The following is an 18,041-nucleotide window of genomic DNA, read 5'->3' as shown; positions in this document are numbered from 1 at the left end:
TCTTTGCAATCATCGTTTCCTCCCAACCTGAAAGAGGCGTGAGGTAATGCCCCACGCCCAATCTGGATCTTACTCGCCCAGGATTTCTTCAATCTTAGCGAAAGAGGATTTGTCTTGCTCAATCTGAGCGTTGGATGCGTCTGGGTCCTGCCAGTAGATCAAAGCACCGGTTTCCTCAGCAAGCTGCTTAGCCTTGTCCGACTGCACCGCCTTTTGTGCTGCTGCGGTGATTTTTTCACGTGCCTCGGGTGGAGTATCCTTGTGAACGAACAGGCCGTTCCACAATGCCAGCGGCAGATCCGGGTTGAGCTCGACGATCGTCGGCGTATCTGGGATCAGCGAAATCCGCTCGCCACCTATGCTCGCCAGAATGTTCACGTCATCCAGGCAAGGTAGTACAAGTTGCAAAGTGGTGTTGATGACGTCCACGTCACCCGATGCCAGCGTGTTGCAATCCAACGCGTCAAAGGCTGCTTCACTTGCAAAATCAAATCCGCTGCTTACAGCAGCAGCAAAGGTGACCTGCGTGGGCGGCAAGACCGAGCCGAAATGACCAAGCGCCAAATCGTTGTCCTTGCCGTGTTCCGCCAGTTCTTCCCAGTTCGAGAACGGCGCATCCTTGCTGGATGCGATTACGAACGGGTAAGTCAGAAAAATACCGATCGGATCGAACGGGTTCGGGTTCAGTTCAGGGATACCGATTTCCGGTCCAATGACGGGAACGCCAATGACGAAAGAGCCGATGGTGTAACCATCCGCCGGGGCGGTGGCGACTTCAACTGCACCTGGGAACGGACCGCCGCCGCCGCCGGGCTTGTTCACGACCGCGGCCGGGACGTCGTACATGGCTTGAAATTCGTCCGCGATCATTCGCGTTAGCACGTCCTCAAGATCGCCCGGAGGCCATGGAACCACGAAGGTTACCGGTTTCTCTGGATACTCTGCCAGTGCAGCGGTTGCGGACGCTACAAAGACGGCGGTTGCTAGAAATTTCTTCATTGACACCTCCCGTTAGTGGTTCAATAAATGAACCGCGTTAACAATAATAATGTTGCGTTGTTAAGTTAATTCTGTCAAGTATAACCTGACCGGGAGGAGGCAAAACAAATGGGCACCGCACTTAATGCCTTGAAAATGCTAGAGTACTTTTCAAGCTCTCAGCCGGAAATCGGGCTGAGTCACATTGCGCGCCTGGCTGGTTTGAACAAGGCGACCGCCCTCCGCCACTTACGAGCACTGGAAGAGTTCGGCCTGATCGAGCAGAATCCGCAGACGAAATCATATGCCATCGGACCAGCTGCTCTACGGTTGGCCGCCCTGCGCGAAATCGCCAAGCCCGGCCTTGATGGTGCACGCCAGAAAATGCAGGCCGCGATGCATGAGGTTGGCGAAAGCCTGCACCTTACCCTGCTTGAGAAAGACACTCTACAAACCGCGTTGGTGGTTGAAACCACGCAGCACAGCGTTCGCGTAAGTCTCGACCCTAGCGAAATTATTCCGGTCAACGCGACTGCTTCGGGATTATGCATGCTGAGCTTCGGTCCCGCTTTCCTTCTGGAACGCTTGGAATCCGACACACTCACCCGATTTACCGAGGCAACAATGACGGACCCAAAGATTATTCGTGACCGGGTTGCACAAATCGGTCAGGCGGGCTGGGCCAATAGTAATGGCAGCTTTGAAGATGGTGTCTTCGGATATGCGGCGCCTATCTTCGGTATTGATCAGATCGCGATTGGAACCATTGCGATTGCCGTTCCCGAAATTCGTGCAACCCGCGCGCGGCAGCCGCTGATTTTGACCTCACTCCACACGCTTTCGAAAGAACTGACCGCAAACTTTGGCGGCCAGATGCCCGAAACTTTTCCAACCGAATTCCACCCATGATTGACGGGCGGACTTAATCTCCGGAGACACGCTACATGAAAGACTCCAACTTTCTGAAGGAAAACAACGCCCGACATTTCTGGCAACCAATGGCGCACCCGGCCGACAGCCAGAAAAACCCGCCGACCATTCTGACCAGAGGTGAAGGGGTCAGCATCATTGATGTAGATGGTCACAAGGCGCTGGATGCAGTGGGTGGCTTATGGAACGTCAATCTGGGCTATTCGTGTGATCCGATAAAGCAGGCCATCACCGATCAACTGAACGCGCTGCCCTATTATTCAACCTTTCGCGGCACAAGCAACGACAAGGCGATCGAATTGTCTTATGAGCTGGCGCAGTTCTTTGCGCCTGACGGATTGACCCGTGCATTCTTTACTTCGGGTGGATCGGATTCGGTTGAGATCGCGCTGAAACTGGCGCGCCAGTATCACAAAGTACGCGGCGAGGCTGGCCGTACCAAGTTCATCAGCCTGAAACAGGGCTATCACGGCACCCATTTCGCGGCTGCCTCGGTCAATGGCAATCAAAAGTTCCGCGCGGCTTATGAGCCGATGATGCCGGGCTGTTTCCACGTGCCAGCACCCTGGACCTATCGCAATCCGTTCGATGAGACGGACCCTGAGCGTCTTGCGCAGCTTTGCGTAAAAGCGCTGGAGGCCGAAATCGCATTCCAGGGTGCAAACACCGTCGCCGCATTTATTATGGAGCCAATCTTGGGCGCAGGCGGAGTGATCCCGCCGCACAAGAGCTTTATGCCCATGGTGCGTGAGGTCTGCTCGAAGCACGGAATTCTGCTGATTTCGGACGAAATCATTACTGCCTTTGGGCGTACAGGCAGCGAAAGTGGCGCGCGACATTGGGGGGTGCAGCCCGATATCATGACAACGGCCAAGGCCATCACCAATGGCTATTTCCCATTCGGCGCGGCAATGATCTCTGGCGCGGTTGCGGAGGTGTTCGAAAGCGACACTACCGGCAGAGCTTCTGTCGATCAGGGCTACACCTATTCCGGGCACCCGGTTGGCGCGGCCGCAGCCTTGGCCACGCTGGCCGAGATCAACCGCCTGCGGGTATGGGAAAACGCAGCTGCACGGGGTGATGAGTTATTTGCCGGGTTGAAAAAACTGGCCTACAAATACGACGTAGTCGGTGACGTGCGAGGGGGTGAAGGTCTGATGTGCGCGCTCGAGCTGGTTTCGGACCGTGCGACCAAGGCGCCAATTGCCAAACATTTTCCGCTGCAGGTTCAAAAAGCAACATATGAAGATGGCGTCATGGTCCGTGTATCTGGAAACAACATCATATTGTCTCCGCCGCTGGTCATCACGTCTGATGACGTAGCCAAGATCCTGTCCGCTCTGGATACAGGACTAGCGAGACTGTAGTGATCACGCTGGCCCCGGTCTTCAAGGTCGGGGTCACACCTTTACGGCCTGCAATTCCTCAAGTAGATCCAGTAGGTTGTCGATTTTTTCCTGCCCCATTTGCGCCTCGATCGTATTGTGAATCGCCAGCGAAGTCGCAAGGTTCTCTTCAAGAATTTGACGCCCCTCATCGGTGATCTTCACCATGGTGCGGCGCTTGTCTGTGCTGCCCTGACGGCGGGATATCTGCCCATCAGTCTCCATCGTGCGTAGAATTCGCGTCAGGCTGGGAAGCAAAAGGCAGGCCTCATTTGCAATAGTGCTTTGTTCCACTTCGCCCATTTCGTCCAGAACACGAAGGATACGCCACTTTTGCTCGGTCAGCTGTATCCCCTGCAGCATATCCCGAATTGGGGCCATAACGGTTTCGCGTGCGCGCAGCAGGGCAATCGGAAGAGCGCGAGAGGTTCTCGTGGTATGGCTTTGTCGGTTCATTCCAGCCTTCTAGAACGCCATTTCAGGAATTGCAAAGATTAACAAAGCAAGTTCTTGACGGTCGCGATGCAATTTACTAAACATGTTAAGTAGTAAAGGAGAGGTCATGCCACACTTCCACGTCGAATACTCCGGCAATCTGGACGATCGGGTCGACATCGGTGGCTTGTGCGAATGCATACGAGACACCGCTGCGGGGATTGAAGCTTTTCCAATGCCGGGAATTCGCGTCCGCGCCACGCGTGTCGACTATTTTGCCATTGCGGATGGAAATCCCAAGCATGGCTTTGTGGACATCTCAATCCGCCTTCGCGCTGGCCGTCCTGACGACGTTAAGAAGGACGCCACACAGCGTATCTTTAACGCGGTTGAAGCGTATCTGGAACCGGCCTTCTCGAAACACTCTATCGCGCTTTCACTAGAGATGCGTGACATCGACCCAGACCTTTCGCCCAAGACCGGCACAATCCGGAATCATTTGGCTGCGACAAAGCAGGAGACCTGACGCATGAGCGTACTGGATACGAATATCGAGAAACTGGCAGGCTTTCTGGCCCGGTTCAAAGAAACGGGCATCAAGAACCGTATCGCAGGCGAAGACCGGGATGGCGCAGCGGGCGTTTTCCAATCCACCTCTCCGGTGGATAAATCAGTGATCTGCGACGTTGCACACGGCACGTCCGACGATATCGACGCAGCGGTCAAAGCGGCCCATGCCGCCTTTACTGAATGGCGCGACATGCCCGCCACCGAACGCCGCCGGATCCTGTTGAACGTTGCCGATGCGATCGAAGCCCGGGCAGAAGAAATTGCGCTGTGTGAGTGTTGGGATACGGGTCAGACATTGCGGTTCATGTCCAAGGCGGCGCTGCGCGGTGCCGAGAATTTTCGCTACTTTGCGGATCAAGTCGTGCAGGCTCGCGACGGGCAACACCTGAAATCGCCGACGTTAATGAATATCACCACTCGTGTACCTATCGGCCCGGTTGGTGTGATCACTCCGTGGAACACGCCCTTCATGCTGTCGACTTGGAAAATCGCGCCCGCTCTGGCCGCTGGCTGCACCGTGGTCCACAAACCAGCCGAAGACTCACCTTTGTCCGCCCGCCTGTTGGTGGAAATCGCTGAAGAGGCAGGGCTGCCCAAGGGCGTGCTGAATACCGTGAACGGTTTTGGCCCTGATGCCGGTAAGGCGCTGACAGAGCACCCCTTGATCAAAGCCATCGCATTTGTCGGAGAAAGCCGGACAGGCAGCATCATCACAAAGCAGGGTGCCGATACGCTCAAGCGGATGCACCTGGAACTCGGCGGTAAGAACCCCGTTATCGTGTTTGATGACGCCGATCTGGACCGGGCTCTGGATGCGGTGATTTTCATGATCTACTCGATCAACGGTGAGCGCTGCACCTCGTCCTCGAGGCTGCTGGTGCAGGACACTATCAAGGAAGAATTCGAGGCCAAACTGGTCGAGCGTGTGAACAACATCAAGGTCGGGCACCCCTTGGACCCTGAGACCGAGATCGGCCCGCTGGTCACCGAGGAGCATTACAACAAAGTGACCTCATACTTTGACATCGCAAAAGAGGATGGTGCGACCGTCGCGGCCGGTGGGGTCAAGGTTGGTGATGGCGGGTTTTTCGTACGCCCGACATTGTTTACCAATGCCAACAACGACATGCGCATCGCGCGAGAGGAAATATTTGGCCCCGTGCTAACTTCCATTCCATTCTCAACCGAAGAAGAAGCGCTGCAGATCGCCAATGACACGCCCTATGGGTTAACCGGCTATGTCTGGACCAACGACCTTACACGTGCCCTGCGCTTTACCGATAAGTTGGAAGCTGGGATGATCTGGGTGAACTCGGAAAATGTTCGCCACCTGCCCACGCCTTTTGGCGGGGTAAAGGCGTCAGGTATCGGTCGCGACGGCGGTGATTGGAGCTTTGACTTCTATATGGAGCAGAAACACGTGGGCTTTGCCACTGGTCAGCACAAGATTATGCAGTTGGGAAAGTAACGCCTCTCGAGCGACGTCTGGACAAGGTACCGCTCGTAAAAAGTTAGGATACGCGCGCACATCTATGGTCCAAGAACTCTCTAAGAGTCGGACCAAACGACGTCTGGTCGTCCGCTCTCCCTTCCAAAGCGGTCAGACGCCACCTTAAGTGAGGAGGAACTGTCATGGGAAAGATTGTACAGGCTGCTAAGATCACACATGTGCCCAGCATCTGGATGTCCCACACGATGCCGAAATACAAAGGTATCCGGCAACCTGCGATAGATGGTTACGCACGTCTGCGTCAGGACGCGATTGACCGCGAGGTCGACACCTTCATCATCTTCGACACGCACTGGATCACCAATCAGGGCTTTCACCTGAACACAAAAGAGCGCCACAAGGGCCGTTTTATAAGCCATGAACTGCCGCACATGCTGGCGGATATGGAGTTCGACTATCGCGGTGATCACGATCTTGGTGAAACTATCCTCGACGTTCTGAGAGAACGTGGGGAACGGGCATTGGGTCATTCGCATCCCGACATGGGCATGGAATACGGTACCCTTTTGCCAATGCATTTCATCAATGACGGTGTGAATGCCCGGGTACTGCCGGTTGCGGTCAACCAGTTCTCATCCATCGCCGAGAACCGCGTTTGGGGCGAAGCCATCGCAGAAGGCATTCGGCGCTCGGACCGCAATGTTTCTATTCTGGCCTCCGGGTCTCTAAGTCATGACTTCACGCCGAATGAGCGCTCGGTCGAGGGTCTGAACGCAGTGAATGGCGAGTTCAACCGCCAGATGGATATGCGCGTTCTCGAATTGTGGGAGCAGGGCCGGTTCCAAGAATTCTTGGACCTTTTGCCTGACTACGCCAAGAAATGTACGGGCGAGTGTGCGATGAACGACACTGCCCTGCTGTTTGGTGCGTTGGGATGGGGCAGTTACAAGGGCGAGATCGACATCTACACGCCGTATTTCGGTAGTTCCGGAACGGGTCAGGCAAATATTAGTTTTTCGGTCTGAGGCCGAGACACGGGAATCCTGCAAATGACAGACTTACGTCTCAACGACCCCACGTTGCTTATCGAAGCGGCGCGGGTTGGGTCCAAATGGGTCGGTGCCAACGAGGTATCCACCACTCTGGAAGTGACCAACCCGGCAACTGGTGATCTAATCGGACGTGTCCCCAATCTTGGGGCGGCCGAAACGGCCGAAGCAATCGCCGAAGCGCACCGTGCACAGAAGGGCTGGGCTAAGCGTACAGCGAAGGACCGCAGCCAAATTCTGCGCCGCTGGTATGAACTGATGATCGAAAACCAGGATGATCTTGGCGCTATCCTGACCGCCGAGCAGGGCAAGCCGCTGGCTGAGGCCAAGGGTGAAATCGCTTATGGCGCCAGCTTCATCGAATGGTTCGCTGAAGAGGCTCGCCGCGCCTATGGCGACGTCACCCCGGGCCACGCGCCGGATAAGCGGATCATCACAATCAAACAGCCGATTGGGGTTGTTGCCGCGATCACGCCGTGGAATTTCCCCAATGCCATGATCACGCGAAAGGCGGGACCGGCACTGGCGGCAGGCTGTTCCATGGTGCTCAAACCTGCCAGCCAGACGCCGTTCTCGGCTATCGCGCTGGCGGTTTTGGCCGAGCGAGCCGGGTTGCCTGCGGGATTGTTCTCGGTCATCACTGGATCAGCGCGCGCCATCGGAGGTGAGATGACCTCGAGCAAAATCGTGCAAAAATTGACCTTTACCGGGTCCACCGAAATCGGCGCGATGCTTTATGCGCAATGCGCACCTACGATCAAGAAACTAGGTTTGGAATTGGGCGGCAACGCACCGTTCATCGTGTTTGACGACGCAGATCTGGACGCGGCAGTCGAAGGGGCAGTGATCGCCAAGTTCCGAAACAACGGCCAGACCTGCGTCTGCGCCAACCGCATCTATGTCCAGTCTGGGGTCTACGACACGTTCGCCGAAAAACTGGCCGCTAAGGTCGCAAAACTGCCGACTGGAAACGGCTTTGACGAGGGCACCGTCTTTGGCCCACTAATCGATCAAGCCGCAGTCGCGAAAGTGTCTGAGCATATCAAAGACGCAACCGCCAAGGGTGCAACAGTAACACTGGGCGGCAAGCCGCACGCCCTTGGCGGCACATTCTTCGAGCCGACCATCCTGATTGGCGTGACCGCAGACATGGCGGTGGCGACCGAGGAAACCTTCGGCCCAGTCGCGCCCTTGTTCAAATTCGACAGGGAAAGCGAAGTTATCGTAGCCGCCAATGATACCGAATTCGGCCTCGCTTCGTATTTCTATTCGCGCGACATGGCCCGTGTCTGGCGCGTGTCCGAAGCATTGGAATATGGCATGGTCGGGATCAACACCGGCCTGATCTCAACTGCCGAAGCGCCCTTTGGAGGCGTTAAGATGTCAGGTCTGGGGCGCGAGGGGTCGCGCCATGGGCTGGATGACTTCATGGAACTCAAATACTTGTGCATGGGTGGCATTGACGCCGCCGAGGAGGCCTGATGCGCTTTGCAACATTCACCGCATACGGAGCAACTTTTTTCGGCGCGATCACCAATGACGGTGCAATTGCCCTGAACGACGCCTTCCCCGATCAGGCCAGTCTTTACGAGGTGATCGCCGCGGGCGAGTTTGAAAAGTTGACCGAGGCCGCAGCAGGCCGCGAAGTGACCCACAAGGAATTCACTTACGAAATGGTGATGCCGGATGTCCGCCGCATCCTCTGCGTCGGAGTGAACTTTCCCGACCGCAACGCAGAATACAAAGACGGCAGCGAACAGCCGAAATACATGTCGTTGTTTCCGCGCTTTGCCAGCGGTTTCACCGGGCACGACCGCCCGCTGATCCGCCCGCCGGAAAACCGCACGCTGGATTACGAGGGCGAGGTCGTTATCGTGATTGGCAAATCCGGTCGGCGAATTTCGCAGGAAGATGCCTATGACCACATCGCAGCCCTGACCTTGTGTAACGAAGGCACAATCCGCGACTGGGTCCGCCATGCCAAGTTCAACGTCACACAGGGAAAGAACTGGGACAATTCCGGTGCCATCGGTCCGTGGCTAGTGCCATTCACCGACGCGGCCCAGTTGGACGATGCCCGAATTCAGACCCATGTGAATGGTGAGTTGCGCCAGGACGATACGCTGAATCGCATGATGTTCCCGATAAGGCGCGAGATCGAATATATTTCGACCTTCATGACGCTTCTGCCCGGTGACATCATCGTCACCGGCACCCCGACGGGTGCGGGTGCGCGGTTTGATCCACCAAAATACCTGGAACCGGGTGATGTAGTGGAAATCTCAGTCGAGGGCATTGGAACGCTGCGCAACACAGTCGAGGACGAACAGGTATGACCCCCGAAGATCATGCCCGTGCCGCAGCCGACTTATTGCAGGCTGAATGTTCGCACGAACAGATTGGCCTTCTGACACTGCGCCATCCCGAAATGGGGATGAGCGACGCCTATGAGATCCAGAACGCCATTTATCGAAAAAAATTGGCCGAAGGGCACAAGGTGATCGGTTGGAAAATCGGGTTGACCTCGAAAGCGATGCAATATGCGCTGAATATCGATATCCCCGACAGCGGAATTTTGTTCGATGATATGAAGTTCGATCACGGCGGAATCGTTCCTGCGGGCCGGTTCATCCAGCCCCGGATCGAGGCCGAGATTGCTTTTGTCATGAAATCTGCGGTAGGCGGAGAGAACGTCACCCGTGACGACATCATTGCCGCCACGGATTACGTCGCGCCTTCGATTGAAATCCTCGACACGCGTATTCAGCGTGCCGACCCCGCAACCGGACAGACGCGTACCGTCTATGACACAATCAGCGACAACGCCGCCAATGCGGGCATCGTGTTGGGCCCTGAGCGTCACGCGATAGATGCATTTGATTTGCGTTGGGTTGGGGCACTGACCTTCCGCAATGGTGAGATCGAGGAAACCGGTCTGGGCGCGGGTGTTCTGAACGACCCGGTCGAAAGCGTCGTCTGGCTGGCCCGTCGTATGGCGCAGTACGACCAGAGCATAGAACCGGGTCAGGTGATCTTGTCTGGTAGTTTTATACGACCCGTCGAATGCCCGCCGAGCACCGAAATCCATGCTGATTTCGGGCCATTTGGCTCGGTCGATATCAACTTTGCCTAAAGGAGGCCGGGATGCCTGCGCCACTAAACGCTTTCAAGGCCGCGCTGCAGGCTGGTCAGCCGCAGGTCGGCTGCTGGATTGGAATGGCCGACACCTATGCCGCTGAAATCGCGGCCACGTCCCATTTCGACTGGTTGCTTGTTGACGGAGAGCACGCCCCAAACGATCTTCGCTCTATCCTGGAACAGGTGCGGGTCATCGAAGGAAGCGGCAGCCAACCGGTCGCACGTTTGCCGATCGGTGAAACCTGGATGATCAAGCAATACCTCGATGCCGGCGTTCAGAATATTCTGGTGCCGATGGTCGAAAGCGGAGATCAGGCGCGGGATTTGGTGCGGGCTGTGCGATACCCACCCTACGGGGTTCGGGGCGTGGGATCGGCGTTGGCAAGGGCCTCGCGATTTGCGGCGATCCCGGACTATCTGAAAACGGCGGATGAACAAATCTGCCTGCTTGTTCAGGTGGAAAACCGCGCCGGGTTAGAGGCACTAGACGATATTCTTGCCTCTGACGTTGATGGGGTCTTTCTCGGTCCCTCCGATCTGGCTGCTGACATGGGCCATATTGGTGATGCTGATCATACAGAAGTGGTAGAGGCTGTGTTGGACGCGATAACTCGGGTCGTCGCGGCAGGCAAATTTGCCGGGATACTGACACTTGATCCGGCCATGCAGCGTAAATGTCTGGATCTGGGGGCGACCTTCCTGGCTACAAACATCGACGTTACTTTGTTCGCGCAGGCGGTGCGCCGGGCCGCCGATGAAGCCTTGGCGTTGCTACCTGACCAAAGCGTTTCGGGTGTTGCCCAAACGGAAGCGGCCAGCAAGTACCTGCAGCAATTGTGCAAGCACTGGTCCCACAAGGCCCAGGTGGCTTTCGACGACACCCACGGCAGCGTGGAATTTCCGGTCGGAAATCGGCTGACCTTGGTCGCAGGTGAAACCAGCCTTTCGCTGACGGCTAAGACCGGCCCTCGCGGAGATCTGAACCGCTGGCAGGAAGTCATCGAAGCGCATCTGGTACGGTTTGCTTTTCGCGAAGACCTCAGCATTGCCTGGGTGGACTGATCCCAAATCAACTACCGCCTGAAGACGACGACAAGGAACACTCATGTCAGATCCGGTTTATGCAATTGGCGATATCCATGGCCAACTGGGTATGCTTGAAGACGCACTGGACCGGATCGAACGGGATGGAGGACCAGACGCCAAGATCGTGTTTCTCGGTGACTATACGGACCGGGGTGCGCAAAGTTGCGGGGTTTTGGATCTGCTGGTCCGAGGGAACGCCGACGGTAAGAACTGGATCTTTCTACGTGGCAATCATGACCAGATGTGCGCAATGTTCCTGGAGGACTATCCGCGCAATGATGCGCGCCTGCTGGTCGGGTATCACTGGCTTCATCCTCGGATCGGCGGGATCGAAACGCTGCGGTCCTATGGGGTTGAAACCGCCAACGTGGACAGAATCTATCAAGTCCACGCCAAGGCCAAAGAGGCCGTCCCTCAGGCTCATATCGATTTTCTGACCGGGCTAAAGCCGTTCCATCAGGACGGCGCATTGCTGTTCGTGCACGCAGGTATTCGACCCGGGGTGAAACTGGATCAGCAAGACCACGACGATCTGATTTGGATTCGTGAGGAATTCCTGAACCATAAAGACCCATATCCATGGTTAGTCGTCCACGGCCACAGCCACGTGGCCGCACCTGAACACCATGGAAACCGTATCAATCTGGATACAGGAGCAGGCTATGGCCACGCCCTGACTACCGCCGTGTTCGAAGGCACCAAATGCTGGGTGCTGGATGTTGGTGGACGTAGACCTGTGACTGGCTGAGACAGCCTCTGGCTCCCATCGCGTAAAATTGTAGCGTCGCCGGTGTCGTTTCTTTTTCAGAAGCTTCCCAACCATGATCCCCGTCAGCAGATTCTGTCGCAGGACATTGGCCGCGACGATTGAGAATCCAGGAACAATCAAATTGTCCCGTCTACACGGCGCCATGTGGAAACTGAGAGAGACCGAATGTGAATCGACGCTTACGGCTATGTTGACCATTTCGATCCTATCCAATGTAGGAGCCACTAGCGCTAAGCCTTGAACCAACCCATTGGGTCTATCAGGCGCTTAATGGGAATGCAGTTCTTTACAACGGTCGGCATGATTGGCTTCAAAAATAGCTGGAATGGACAACATTTTTTTACGCCGGCAACTTCGCAAAAAATCTTCGAATGCACTCAGCAACAATAGTTCAAACACGCAACTTCAAACGAAACGGGATTGACTTTAGTTTCATATGTAACGATATTCGTTGCAAATGAAACGAAACGAGTCACGCGAGCGACATACTTCGGGAGAACACAATGGCTAAGGCATTCGCATCTCAGGGAGATTTGAGTGAAAAGACGATTAGCTTCACCGAAGTGGGTGAAGGGCTTTGGGCCTTTACTGCTGAAGGTGATCCCAATTCCGGTGTGATCATCGGCGATGATAGTGTCATGATTGTCGAGGCGCAGGCCACGCCACGTCTGGCTGGCAAGGTGATTGAGAAGGTCAGAGAAGTTACCGACAAACCGATCACGCATCTGGCTCTAACTCACTATCACGCGGTTCGTGTTCTAGGCGCTTCAGCATATGGCGCAGATCAGGTTCTCATGTCCGAAACAACCCGGGCGCAGGTTGTCGAACGTGGTCAGGAAGATTGGGACAGTGAGTTTCAGCGTTTTCCACGTCTGTTCGAAGGCCATGAAAGCATTCCCGGACTGACCTGGCCCACCGCGACCTTCAAAGATCGCATGAGTGCATACCTCGGCAACCGGCGCGTTGATCTAATGCATCTTGGTCGCGCCCATACTGCCGGTGACATCGTCATTCACGTTCCCGACCAGAACGTCATGTTTACCGGTGACATCGTCGAGTATCATTCTGCCTGCTATTGCGGCGACGGCCATTTCAACGATTGGGGTGGCACTCTAGACAATATCGCCGCATTTGACGTCGATGCTATTGCGCCCGGCCGCGGTGATGCTCTGCTCGGAAAAGATATGGTTGAAGCAGCGATCGAGTCCACCCGGGATTTTGTCGAAAGCACCTATCGCCCGGCCGCTCGTGTCGCCGCTAGCGGCGGCAGCCTGAAAGATGCCTGGGACGCTGTACGTGACGCGTGCGACCCGAAATTCGCTGACTACGCGATCTACGAACACTGCCTGCCGTTCAATGTTGCACGCGCCTATGACGAAGCCCGCGGCATCGACACACCACGTATCTGGACGGCGCAGCGGGATCTGGAAATGTGGGAGCAACTGCAAGGCTGAACGCCTGAAGGGAAGGGGTTTTCCAATGTTTGATGACCGTTACACGCTCGCCTACAAGAGCTATCCATACGAGAAATCGCCGGATCAGGATATTGACGCACCGGTGCGTCACCCGGTTGTGGTCATGGGTGGAGGGCCAATCGGACTCGCCACAGCCCTGGACCTCGGCCGCCAAGGTGTTCCCGTGGTTGTGCTTGATGATCATGAGGGGATCGGCATGGGCAGTCGGGCGATTTGTTTCGCAAAGCGCTGCCTGGAAGTGGCCGACCGCTATGGCTGCGGCGAACCGATGCTCGAAAAAGGCGTTGTCTGGAATCTCGGTAAGGTATTCCATCGCGATGACAAGGTTTTCGAATTTAACCTGTTGCCGGAAGACGGGCATAAATACCCCGCCTTCATCAATCTACAACAGCCTTATTTCGAGCAATACATGATCGACCGTCTGCGCGAGTTGCAGGACAAGGGTGCCCCGATCCAGTTGCGTGGCAAGAACCGTGTGGACAGCGTCGAAGTACACGACGATCACGTCACCCTGAAGGTGATGACACCGGATGGGCCATACACGCTTGAAGCGGATTGGCTTATTGGTTGCGACGGCGCCAATTCACCACTGCGCGGGATGCTTGGTCTCGATTTCAGCGGTCGAGTCTTTCAGGACAGCTTCCTGATTGCTGATATCAAATTAAAAGGCGATCTGAATTTCCCTACTGAGCGCTGGTTCTGGTTTGAACCGACCCACGGCTCTGGCGCCTCAGCTTTGTTGCACAAGCAACCTGATGATGTCTGGCGGATCGACTTCCAGATCGGCTGGGATGTTGACCGCAAAGAAGAACTTAAAGAAGAGAATATCCGTCGCCGATTGGATGCGATGCTGGGGGATGTGGACTATGAAATGGTCTGGTCCTCTATCTATACCTTCCAATGCAAGCGGATGGACAGCTTCCGCTCTGGTCGCGTGTTTTTTGCTGGTGATGCGGCGCACCAAGTCTCGCCCTTTGGTGCGCGTGGTGCCAATTCCGGCATGCAGGACGTGGACAACCTTGGCTGGAAACTAGGGTTGGTTATTCAAGGCAAAGCGCCTGAGAGCCTGCTTGACACCTATGATACCGAACGGGTTTACGGCGCGGACGAAAACATCCTGAATTCGACACGGTCCACCGATTTCATCACGCCGAAATCAGAAACCAGTCGGATATTTCGCGATGCTGTGCTCAGCCTAAGCGGAACGTATGAGTTCGCACGACCGATGGTCAACTCGGGTCGGCTCTCGGTTCCATGCGTGTACAGTGGATCGGGACTCAATTCCGCTGACGCACTGGCAGGCGGTCCTGAACGGACGCAGCCCGGCGCCCCCTGCCCTGATGCCCCGTTGGGCGATGAATACCTGTTGTCGAAGCTGGGTGATGAGTTCATCCTTTTGACAATCGATGCAGAAGCACCTGAAATTCTGGAAGAGGACGGCATCACGGCACGCCGCCTGGCTCTTTCAACCCGCGACGACCCGACTGGTCAGCTCAGGAAACGCTATCTCGGCGAAGCCAGTTCGGCGGTCTACCTGATCCGCCCAGATCAGCATGTCGCCGCCCGCCGAGCGGAATACAACGAAACCCTGATGCGCACTGCCTTGCGCCGTGCGGCCGGTAAGGAAGTAAGCCAATGAGCGATCTGACCCTGACACCGAATATCGACGGAACCGACGATTTCTACGCCGACCTGCTGGCAACGCATGAGGGCAAGACCAAGGCCGAGAGCGATATAATCAACGCGAGGTTAATTCTGATCCTGGCCAACCACATAGGCGACCGGGGCGTCCTGAGCCAGGCGCTCAATGCCGCCGACATCACATAATCCAAGGGAGGATACCATGAATATCAAACTGAAGGGCAACACCCTGCTGCTCGCCGGCATTGCAACCGCTGCAATGTCTATCGCAACGACTACCGTGGCAGAGACCAAGCTTGCGCTTTCGAGCTGGCTGCCGCCGCGCCATCCAATCGTCGTTGAGGCAATCAAACCCTGGGCCAAGCAAGTGGAGGAAGTCACCGATGGCCGCGTGACTGTACGTGTGCTTGCAAAGCCCATGGGCCCGCCCCCGGCACATTACGACATGGCTGCCGAAGGTATCGCTGATATCACCTACGGCTTGCATTCCTTTACCACAGATGACCGTTTCACCCGCTCTCGGATCGGTCAGTTCTCGTTCATTGGTGACGATGCCGTTGCTGGCTCCAAAGCATTCTGGAATGTCTATTCCGGCCCGCTGGAGGCGCAGAAAGAACATGAGGGCACCAAGCTTCTGGGGCTATTCGTGCACGGCCCCGGCATGTTGCACAACAATGTCCGTAAGATCGAAAAGACAGACGATTTCGCAGGCCTGAAGATCCGCGTGCCTGGCGGCTATATCTCGGATCTGATGTCCGGTCTCGGCTCCACAACGCTCTTCATGTCTTCGGGTGAGGTGTATGAAAAGCTCTCGCGCGGAGTAATCGACGGTGTGACGTTTCCCTACGACGCTCTGGCTGCGTTCAAGCTGACCGAAGATGTCAAGTACACGATGCAAGTCCCCGGCGGCATCTACAACACTACTTGGTTCATGGTCATGAACGAAGACAAATGGAACGAGATCTCTGAAGAGGATCAGGCAGCCATCGAGGCGATTTCCGGTGAAGCCTTTGCCGCACTGGTTGGCGAAGCTTGGGTCGGTGCAGACGAGAAAGGCAGCGCCGCGGCTGAAAAGGCCGGGATCGAAATCTACGAAGCGCCAGCCGAAGTCGTTGATGCGATCAAATCACAGGCAGCAAATGCCGAAACAGCTTGGTCCGAAGCCATCTCGGCGGACGGCTATGACGGCACTGCTGCTCTTGAAGAAATGCGCAAACAAGCTGGCGTGGACTTCTGATCCATGGAGCGGCTTCGCCATCGTTTCCCCGACCAGCCCCCTGATGAGGGGCTGGACATCGGGTTGCTGCTCGACAGATCTCTGGGTGTCGGGGCCGCACTGATCCTGTTCAGCCTCGTCCTCATCACCTGTGTGGATGTAGTTGGGCGGTACCTGTTCAACGCACCGCTTTCCGGTGCCTTTGAACTCACTGAAATACTGCTGGCAGCGCTTGTTTTCCTGGCCTTACCGCTGACGACAGAGCACCGCGAACATGTCGAGGTCGACCTGCTGAATCTGGCGCTCGGACGCAAGACGCAACGTCTTTTGTCTGCGTTTGCAGGCCTCTTCTCTGCGGCCCTGTTAGCCACCTTTTCTTGGCGGCTTTTCACCCATGCAGCCAAGGCTGCCCATGACGGCGCGGTGACCAACGCGCTGGAGATTCCACTGGCGCCATTCGGCTATCTGGCTGGGGCCTCCTGCATGGTTTCGGCGTTCATCGCATTCCTGCGCGGACTACAACCGCCCATCGAACACGACACCGATCAAGATCACCTAGAGGGCGCCCCATGATTGAATCTCTGATCGGCTTTGCGATCCTTCTGGGACTTATACTACTGCGCGTGCCTATCGCCTTCGCGATGGCGGCTGTAGGCGGCTTTGGGTTTGCCTATATGCGTGGTTGGGAACCTGCCTGGGCTATGACAGGGCAAGTGGCGTTTGACACTTCTTTGTCTTACTCCCTTTCGGTCATCCCTCTGTTCATCTTCATGGGCAACGTGTTGGCCGGCTCGGGCGTGGCACACGGGCTGTTTGCCGGTGCCGATCGGCTTTTTGGCAGACTGCGCGGCGGACTTGCCATGGCTTCGGTCTTTTCTTGCGGCGGATTCTCTGCAGTGTGTGGCTCGTCCCTGGCTACTGCTGCCACGATGTCAAAAGTTGCCATGCCTTCAATGCGTCGTTTTGGCTATGATGACCGGCTGGCGACAGGCTCTATCGCCGCGGGTGGGACACTGGGCATTTTGATCCCGCCCTCGGTGATCCTGATCATCTACGGCCTGCTGACCGAAACCAATATTGCCAAGCTTTTTATCGCGGGAATTGTGCCAGGTATTATTGGTGTGCTGTTTTATCTTGGCGCGGTCATGGTTGCGGTACGGTTGAACCCTTCTCTGGCTCCGGAGGAGGAAAACACCGAACCCATGAGTCGGGCTGACGTCATAGGCGTGATCTGTGTGCTGGGCCTTTTTCTCTTCATCATGGTTGGCATCTATGGTGGGTTCTTCACACCGACTGAGGCGGCCGGAATGGGTGCAGGCGCTTCGATCCTGATCGCCATTGCCCTCAGGACGATGACCTGGCGCAGCTTTTTCGCAGCTACGCTGGATTCGATCCGGGCTACTGCCATGATCTTTGCGGTGATCATAGGTGCCGAGCTGTTCACCAACTTCATAAACTACGCCGGACTGCCGGATGCCCTATCAGGCTTTGTTATTGACAACGAATTGCCGGTCTGGGCGGTCATCGTGTTCATAATGCTCACCTACATGGTACTTGGCTGTGTGCTTGAAAGCCTGTCGATGATCCTGCTGACAGTGCCGGTCTTCTACCCACTGATGTTTGAGCTTGAGTTTGCCAATGAACTCCTGCTCGATCCCGAAAACGCCCTGATCTGGTTCGCCATTGTCGTTGTTGTAGCCACCGAAATCAGCCTGATCACACCCCCCGTCGGTATGAATGTCTTTGTGCTGAAGGGCGTGTTGCAAGATGTCTCACTCGGAACGATCTTTCGCGGCGTGCTGCCATTCTGGATCGCGGACATCCTGCGGCTGACCCTGCTCATCCTTGTACCCTCCCTGTCACTCTGGCTGGTGGGGTTGATGTGAACGCCTGAGGCGACCGTACGTTGCCTTGACCTT

Annotated in this window: 18 protein-coding genes; 16 read left to right on the top strand and 2 right to left on the bottom strand. The window is 56.0% G+C overall.

What is annotated here, in order from left to right:
• Nucleotides 1-69: 69 nt before the first annotated feature.
• A complete protein-coding gene (locus AC2FFP_RS21340) occupies nucleotides 70-999 on the bottom strand; it encodes a tripartite tricarboxylate transporter substrate binding protein (protein ID WP_496881485.1) in 930 nt (309 codons plus the stop codon).
• Nucleotides 1,000-1,107: 108 nt separating this feature from the next.
• On the opposite strand from AC2FFP_RS21340, the gene AC2FFP_RS21335 reads away from it, so the two are divergent.
• Together AC2FFP_RS21335 and AC2FFP_RS21330 are read left to right on the top strand one after the other, a co-directional pair.
• The gene (locus AC2FFP_RS21335; RefSeq protein ID WP_496845260.1) at nucleotides 1,108-1,887 is read left to right on the top strand and encodes an IclR family transcriptional regulator; all 780 of its coding nucleotides are present in this window, start codon (nucleotides 1,108-1,110) and stop codon (nucleotides 1,885-1,887) included.
• A gap of 35 nt (nucleotides 1,888-1,922) precedes the next feature.
• Nucleotides 1,923-3,275 (top strand): aminotransferase class III-fold pyridoxal phosphate-dependent enzyme, encoded by a 1,353-nt coding sequence (locus AC2FFP_RS21330; RefSeq protein ID WP_496845261.1) that lies wholly within the window; start codon nucleotides 1,923-1,925, stop codon nucleotides 3,273-3,275.
• 33 nt (nucleotides 3,276-3,308) lie between these two features.
• Here the strand turns inward: AC2FFP_RS21330 and hpaR are convergent, their stop codons facing one another.
• On the bottom strand, nucleotides 3,309-3,749 hold the full coding sequence (gene hpaR / locus AC2FFP_RS21325; protein WP_058281156.1) for a homoprotocatechuate degradation operon regulator HpaR: 441 nt from the start codon (nucleotides 3,747-3,749) through the stop codon (nucleotides 3,309-3,311).
• Nucleotides 3,750-3,855: 106 nt separating this feature from the next.
• Between hpaR and AC2FFP_RS21320 the strand changes: the two genes are divergently transcribed.
• The 14 genes from AC2FFP_RS21320 to AC2FFP_RS21255 all read left to right on the top strand — a co-directional run bounded on the left by AC2FFP_RS21320 (nucleotide 3,856) and on the right by AC2FFP_RS21255 (nucleotide 18,008).
• Nucleotides 3,856-4,254, top strand: a complete 399-nt coding sequence (locus tag AC2FFP_RS21320) for a 5-carboxymethyl-2-hydroxymuconate Delta-isomerase (protein WP_496770470.1) — start codon at nucleotides 3,856-3,858, stop codon at nucleotides 4,252-4,254.
• Between the two features lie 3 nt (nucleotides 4,255-4,257).
• The gene (gene hpaE, locus AC2FFP_RS21315; protein WP_496770468.1) at nucleotides 4,258-5,766 is read left to right on the top strand and encodes a 5-carboxymethyl-2-hydroxymuconate semialdehyde dehydrogenase; all 1,509 of its coding nucleotides are present in this window, start codon (nucleotides 4,258-4,260) and stop codon (nucleotides 5,764-5,766) included.
• A gap of 164 nt (nucleotides 5,767-5,930) precedes the next feature.
• On the top strand, nucleotides 5,931-6,773 hold the full coding sequence (gene hpaD / locus AC2FFP_RS21310; RefSeq protein ID WP_496770466.1) for a 3,4-dihydroxyphenylacetate 2,3-dioxygenase: 843 nt from the start codon (nucleotides 5,931-5,933) through the stop codon (nucleotides 6,771-6,773).
• Nucleotides 6,774-6,797: 24 nt separating this feature from the next.
• Nucleotides 6,798-8,279, top strand: a complete 1,482-nt coding sequence (locus tag AC2FFP_RS21305) for an NAD-dependent succinate-semialdehyde dehydrogenase (protein ID WP_496845262.1) — start codon at nucleotides 6,798-6,800, stop codon at nucleotides 8,277-8,279.
• Nucleotides 8,279-9,133 (top strand): fumarylacetoacetate hydrolase family protein, encoded by an 855-nt coding sequence (locus AC2FFP_RS21300; protein WP_496845263.1) that lies wholly within the window; start codon nucleotides 8,279-8,281, stop codon nucleotides 9,131-9,133. The genes AC2FFP_RS21305 and AC2FFP_RS21300 overlap by 1 nt, the downstream gene beginning before the upstream one ends.
• Nucleotides 9,130-9,930, top strand: a complete 801-nt coding sequence (gene hpaH, locus AC2FFP_RS21295) for a 2-oxo-hept-4-ene-1,7-dioate hydratase (protein ID WP_496770461.1) — start codon at nucleotides 9,130-9,132, stop codon at nucleotides 9,928-9,930. Before AC2FFP_RS21300 ends, hpaH begins: the two co-directional genes overlap by 4 nt.
• Before the next feature lie 11 nt (nucleotides 9,931-9,941).
• Complete coding sequence (locus tag AC2FFP_RS21290) at nucleotides 9,942-10,997, top strand: aldolase/citrate lyase family protein (protein ID WP_496770458.1); 1,056 nt, start codon at nucleotides 9,942-9,944, stop codon at nucleotides 10,995-10,997.
• Between the two features lie 43 nt (nucleotides 10,998-11,040).
• On the top strand, nucleotides 11,041-11,769 hold the full coding sequence (locus AC2FFP_RS21285; RefSeq protein ID WP_496770454.1) for a metallophosphoesterase family protein: 729 nt from the start codon (nucleotides 11,041-11,043) through the stop codon (nucleotides 11,767-11,769).
• Nucleotides 11,770-12,293: 524 nt separating this feature from the next.
• Complete coding sequence (locus tag AC2FFP_RS21280; protein WP_496845264.1) at nucleotides 12,294-13,244, top strand: MBL fold metallo-hydrolase; 951 nt, start codon at nucleotides 12,294-12,296, stop codon at nucleotides 13,242-13,244.
• Nucleotides 13,245-13,269: 25 nt separating this feature from the next.
• Complete coding sequence (locus AC2FFP_RS21275) at nucleotides 13,270-14,904, top strand: FAD-dependent oxidoreductase (protein WP_496881484.1); 1,635 nt, start codon at nucleotides 13,270-13,272, stop codon at nucleotides 14,902-14,904.
• Nucleotides 14,901-15,092 (top strand): DUF2783 domain-containing protein, encoded by a 192-nt coding sequence (locus tag AC2FFP_RS21270; RefSeq protein ID WP_496770446.1) that lies wholly within the window; start codon nucleotides 14,901-14,903, stop codon nucleotides 15,090-15,092. The genes AC2FFP_RS21275 and AC2FFP_RS21270 overlap by 4 nt, the downstream gene beginning before the upstream one ends.
• 16 nt (nucleotides 15,093-15,108) lie before the next feature.
• The gene (locus AC2FFP_RS21265) at nucleotides 15,109-16,143 is read left to right on the top strand and encodes a TRAP transporter substrate-binding protein (RefSeq protein WP_496770443.1); all 1,035 of its coding nucleotides are present in this window, start codon (nucleotides 15,109-15,111) and stop codon (nucleotides 16,141-16,143) included.
• Nucleotides 16,144-16,146: 3 nt separating this feature from the next.
• The gene (locus AC2FFP_RS21260) at nucleotides 16,147-16,695 is read left to right on the top strand and encodes a TRAP transporter small permease (RefSeq protein WP_496845265.1); all 549 of its coding nucleotides are present in this window, start codon (nucleotides 16,147-16,149) and stop codon (nucleotides 16,693-16,695) included.
• Complete coding sequence (locus AC2FFP_RS21255; RefSeq protein WP_496770439.1) at nucleotides 16,692-18,008, top strand: TRAP transporter large permease; 1,317 nt, start codon at nucleotides 16,692-16,694, stop codon at nucleotides 18,006-18,008. The genes AC2FFP_RS21260 and AC2FFP_RS21255 overlap by 4 nt, the downstream gene beginning before the upstream one ends.
• Nucleotides 18,009-18,041: the final 33 nt, after the last annotated feature.

The organism is Ruegeria sp. YTSC004 (assembly GCF_059609805.1).
This window is presented reverse-complemented; position numbering and strand designations above follow the sequence as displayed.

Coding starts and splice junctions, on each gene's coding strand:
- AC2FFP_RS21320 (WP_496770470.1), top strand. CDS start 3,856: ATGCCACACTTCCACGTCGAATACTCCGGCAATCTGGACGATCGGGTC.
- hpaE (WP_496770468.1), top strand. CDS start 4,258: ATGAGCGTACTGGATACGAATATCGAGAAACTGGCAGGCTTTCTGGCC.
- hpaD (WP_496770466.1), top strand. CDS start 5,931: ATGGGAAAGATTGTACAGGCTGCTAAGATCACACATGTGCCCAGCATC.
- AC2FFP_RS21340 (WP_496881485.1), bottom strand. CDS start 999: ATGAAGAAATTTCTAGCAACCGCCGTCTTTGTAGCGTCCGCAACCGCT.
- AC2FFP_RS21280 (WP_496845264.1), top strand. CDS start 12,294: ATGGCTAAGGCATTCGCATCTCAGGGAGATTTGAGTGAAAAGACGATT.
- AC2FFP_RS21255 (WP_496770439.1), top strand. CDS start 16,692: ATGATTGAATCTCTGATCGGCTTTGCGATCCTTCTGGGACTTATACTA.
- hpaH (WP_496770461.1), top strand. CDS start 9,130: ATGACCCCCGAAGATCATGCCCGTGCCGCAGCCGACTTATTGCAGGCT.
- AC2FFP_RS21300 (WP_496845263.1), top strand. CDS start 8,279: ATGCGCTTTGCAACATTCACCGCATACGGAGCAACTTTTTTCGGCGCG.
- AC2FFP_RS21305 (WP_496845262.1), top strand. CDS start 6,798: ATGACAGACTTACGTCTCAACGACCCCACGTTGCTTATCGAAGCGGCG.
- hpaR (WP_058281156.1), bottom strand. CDS start 3,749: ATGAACCGACAAAGCCATACCACGAGAACCTCTCGCGCTCTTCCGATT.
- AC2FFP_RS21275 (WP_496881484.1), top strand. CDS start 13,270: ATGTTTGATGACCGTTACACGCTCGCCTACAAGAGCTATCCATACGAG.
- AC2FFP_RS21270 (WP_496770446.1), top strand. CDS start 14,901: ATGAGCGATCTGACCCTGACACCGAATATCGACGGAACCGACGATTTC.
- AC2FFP_RS21265 (WP_496770443.1), top strand. CDS start 15,109: ATGAATATCAAACTGAAGGGCAACACCCTGCTGCTCGCCGGCATTGCA.
- AC2FFP_RS21330 (WP_496845261.1), top strand. CDS start 1,923: ATGAAAGACTCCAACTTTCTGAAGGAAAACAACGCCCGACATTTCTGG.
- AC2FFP_RS21335 (WP_496845260.1), top strand. CDS start 1,108: ATGGGCACCGCACTTAATGCCTTGAAAATGCTAGAGTACTTTTCAAGC.
- AC2FFP_RS21290 (WP_496770458.1), top strand. CDS start 9,942: ATGCCTGCGCCACTAAACGCTTTCAAGGCCGCGCTGCAGGCTGGTCAG.
- AC2FFP_RS21260 (WP_496845265.1), top strand. CDS start 16,147: ATGGAGCGGCTTCGCCATCGTTTCCCCGACCAGCCCCCTGATGAGGGG.
- AC2FFP_RS21285 (WP_496770454.1), top strand. CDS start 11,041: ATGTCAGATCCGGTTTATGCAATTGGCGATATCCATGGCCAACTGGGT.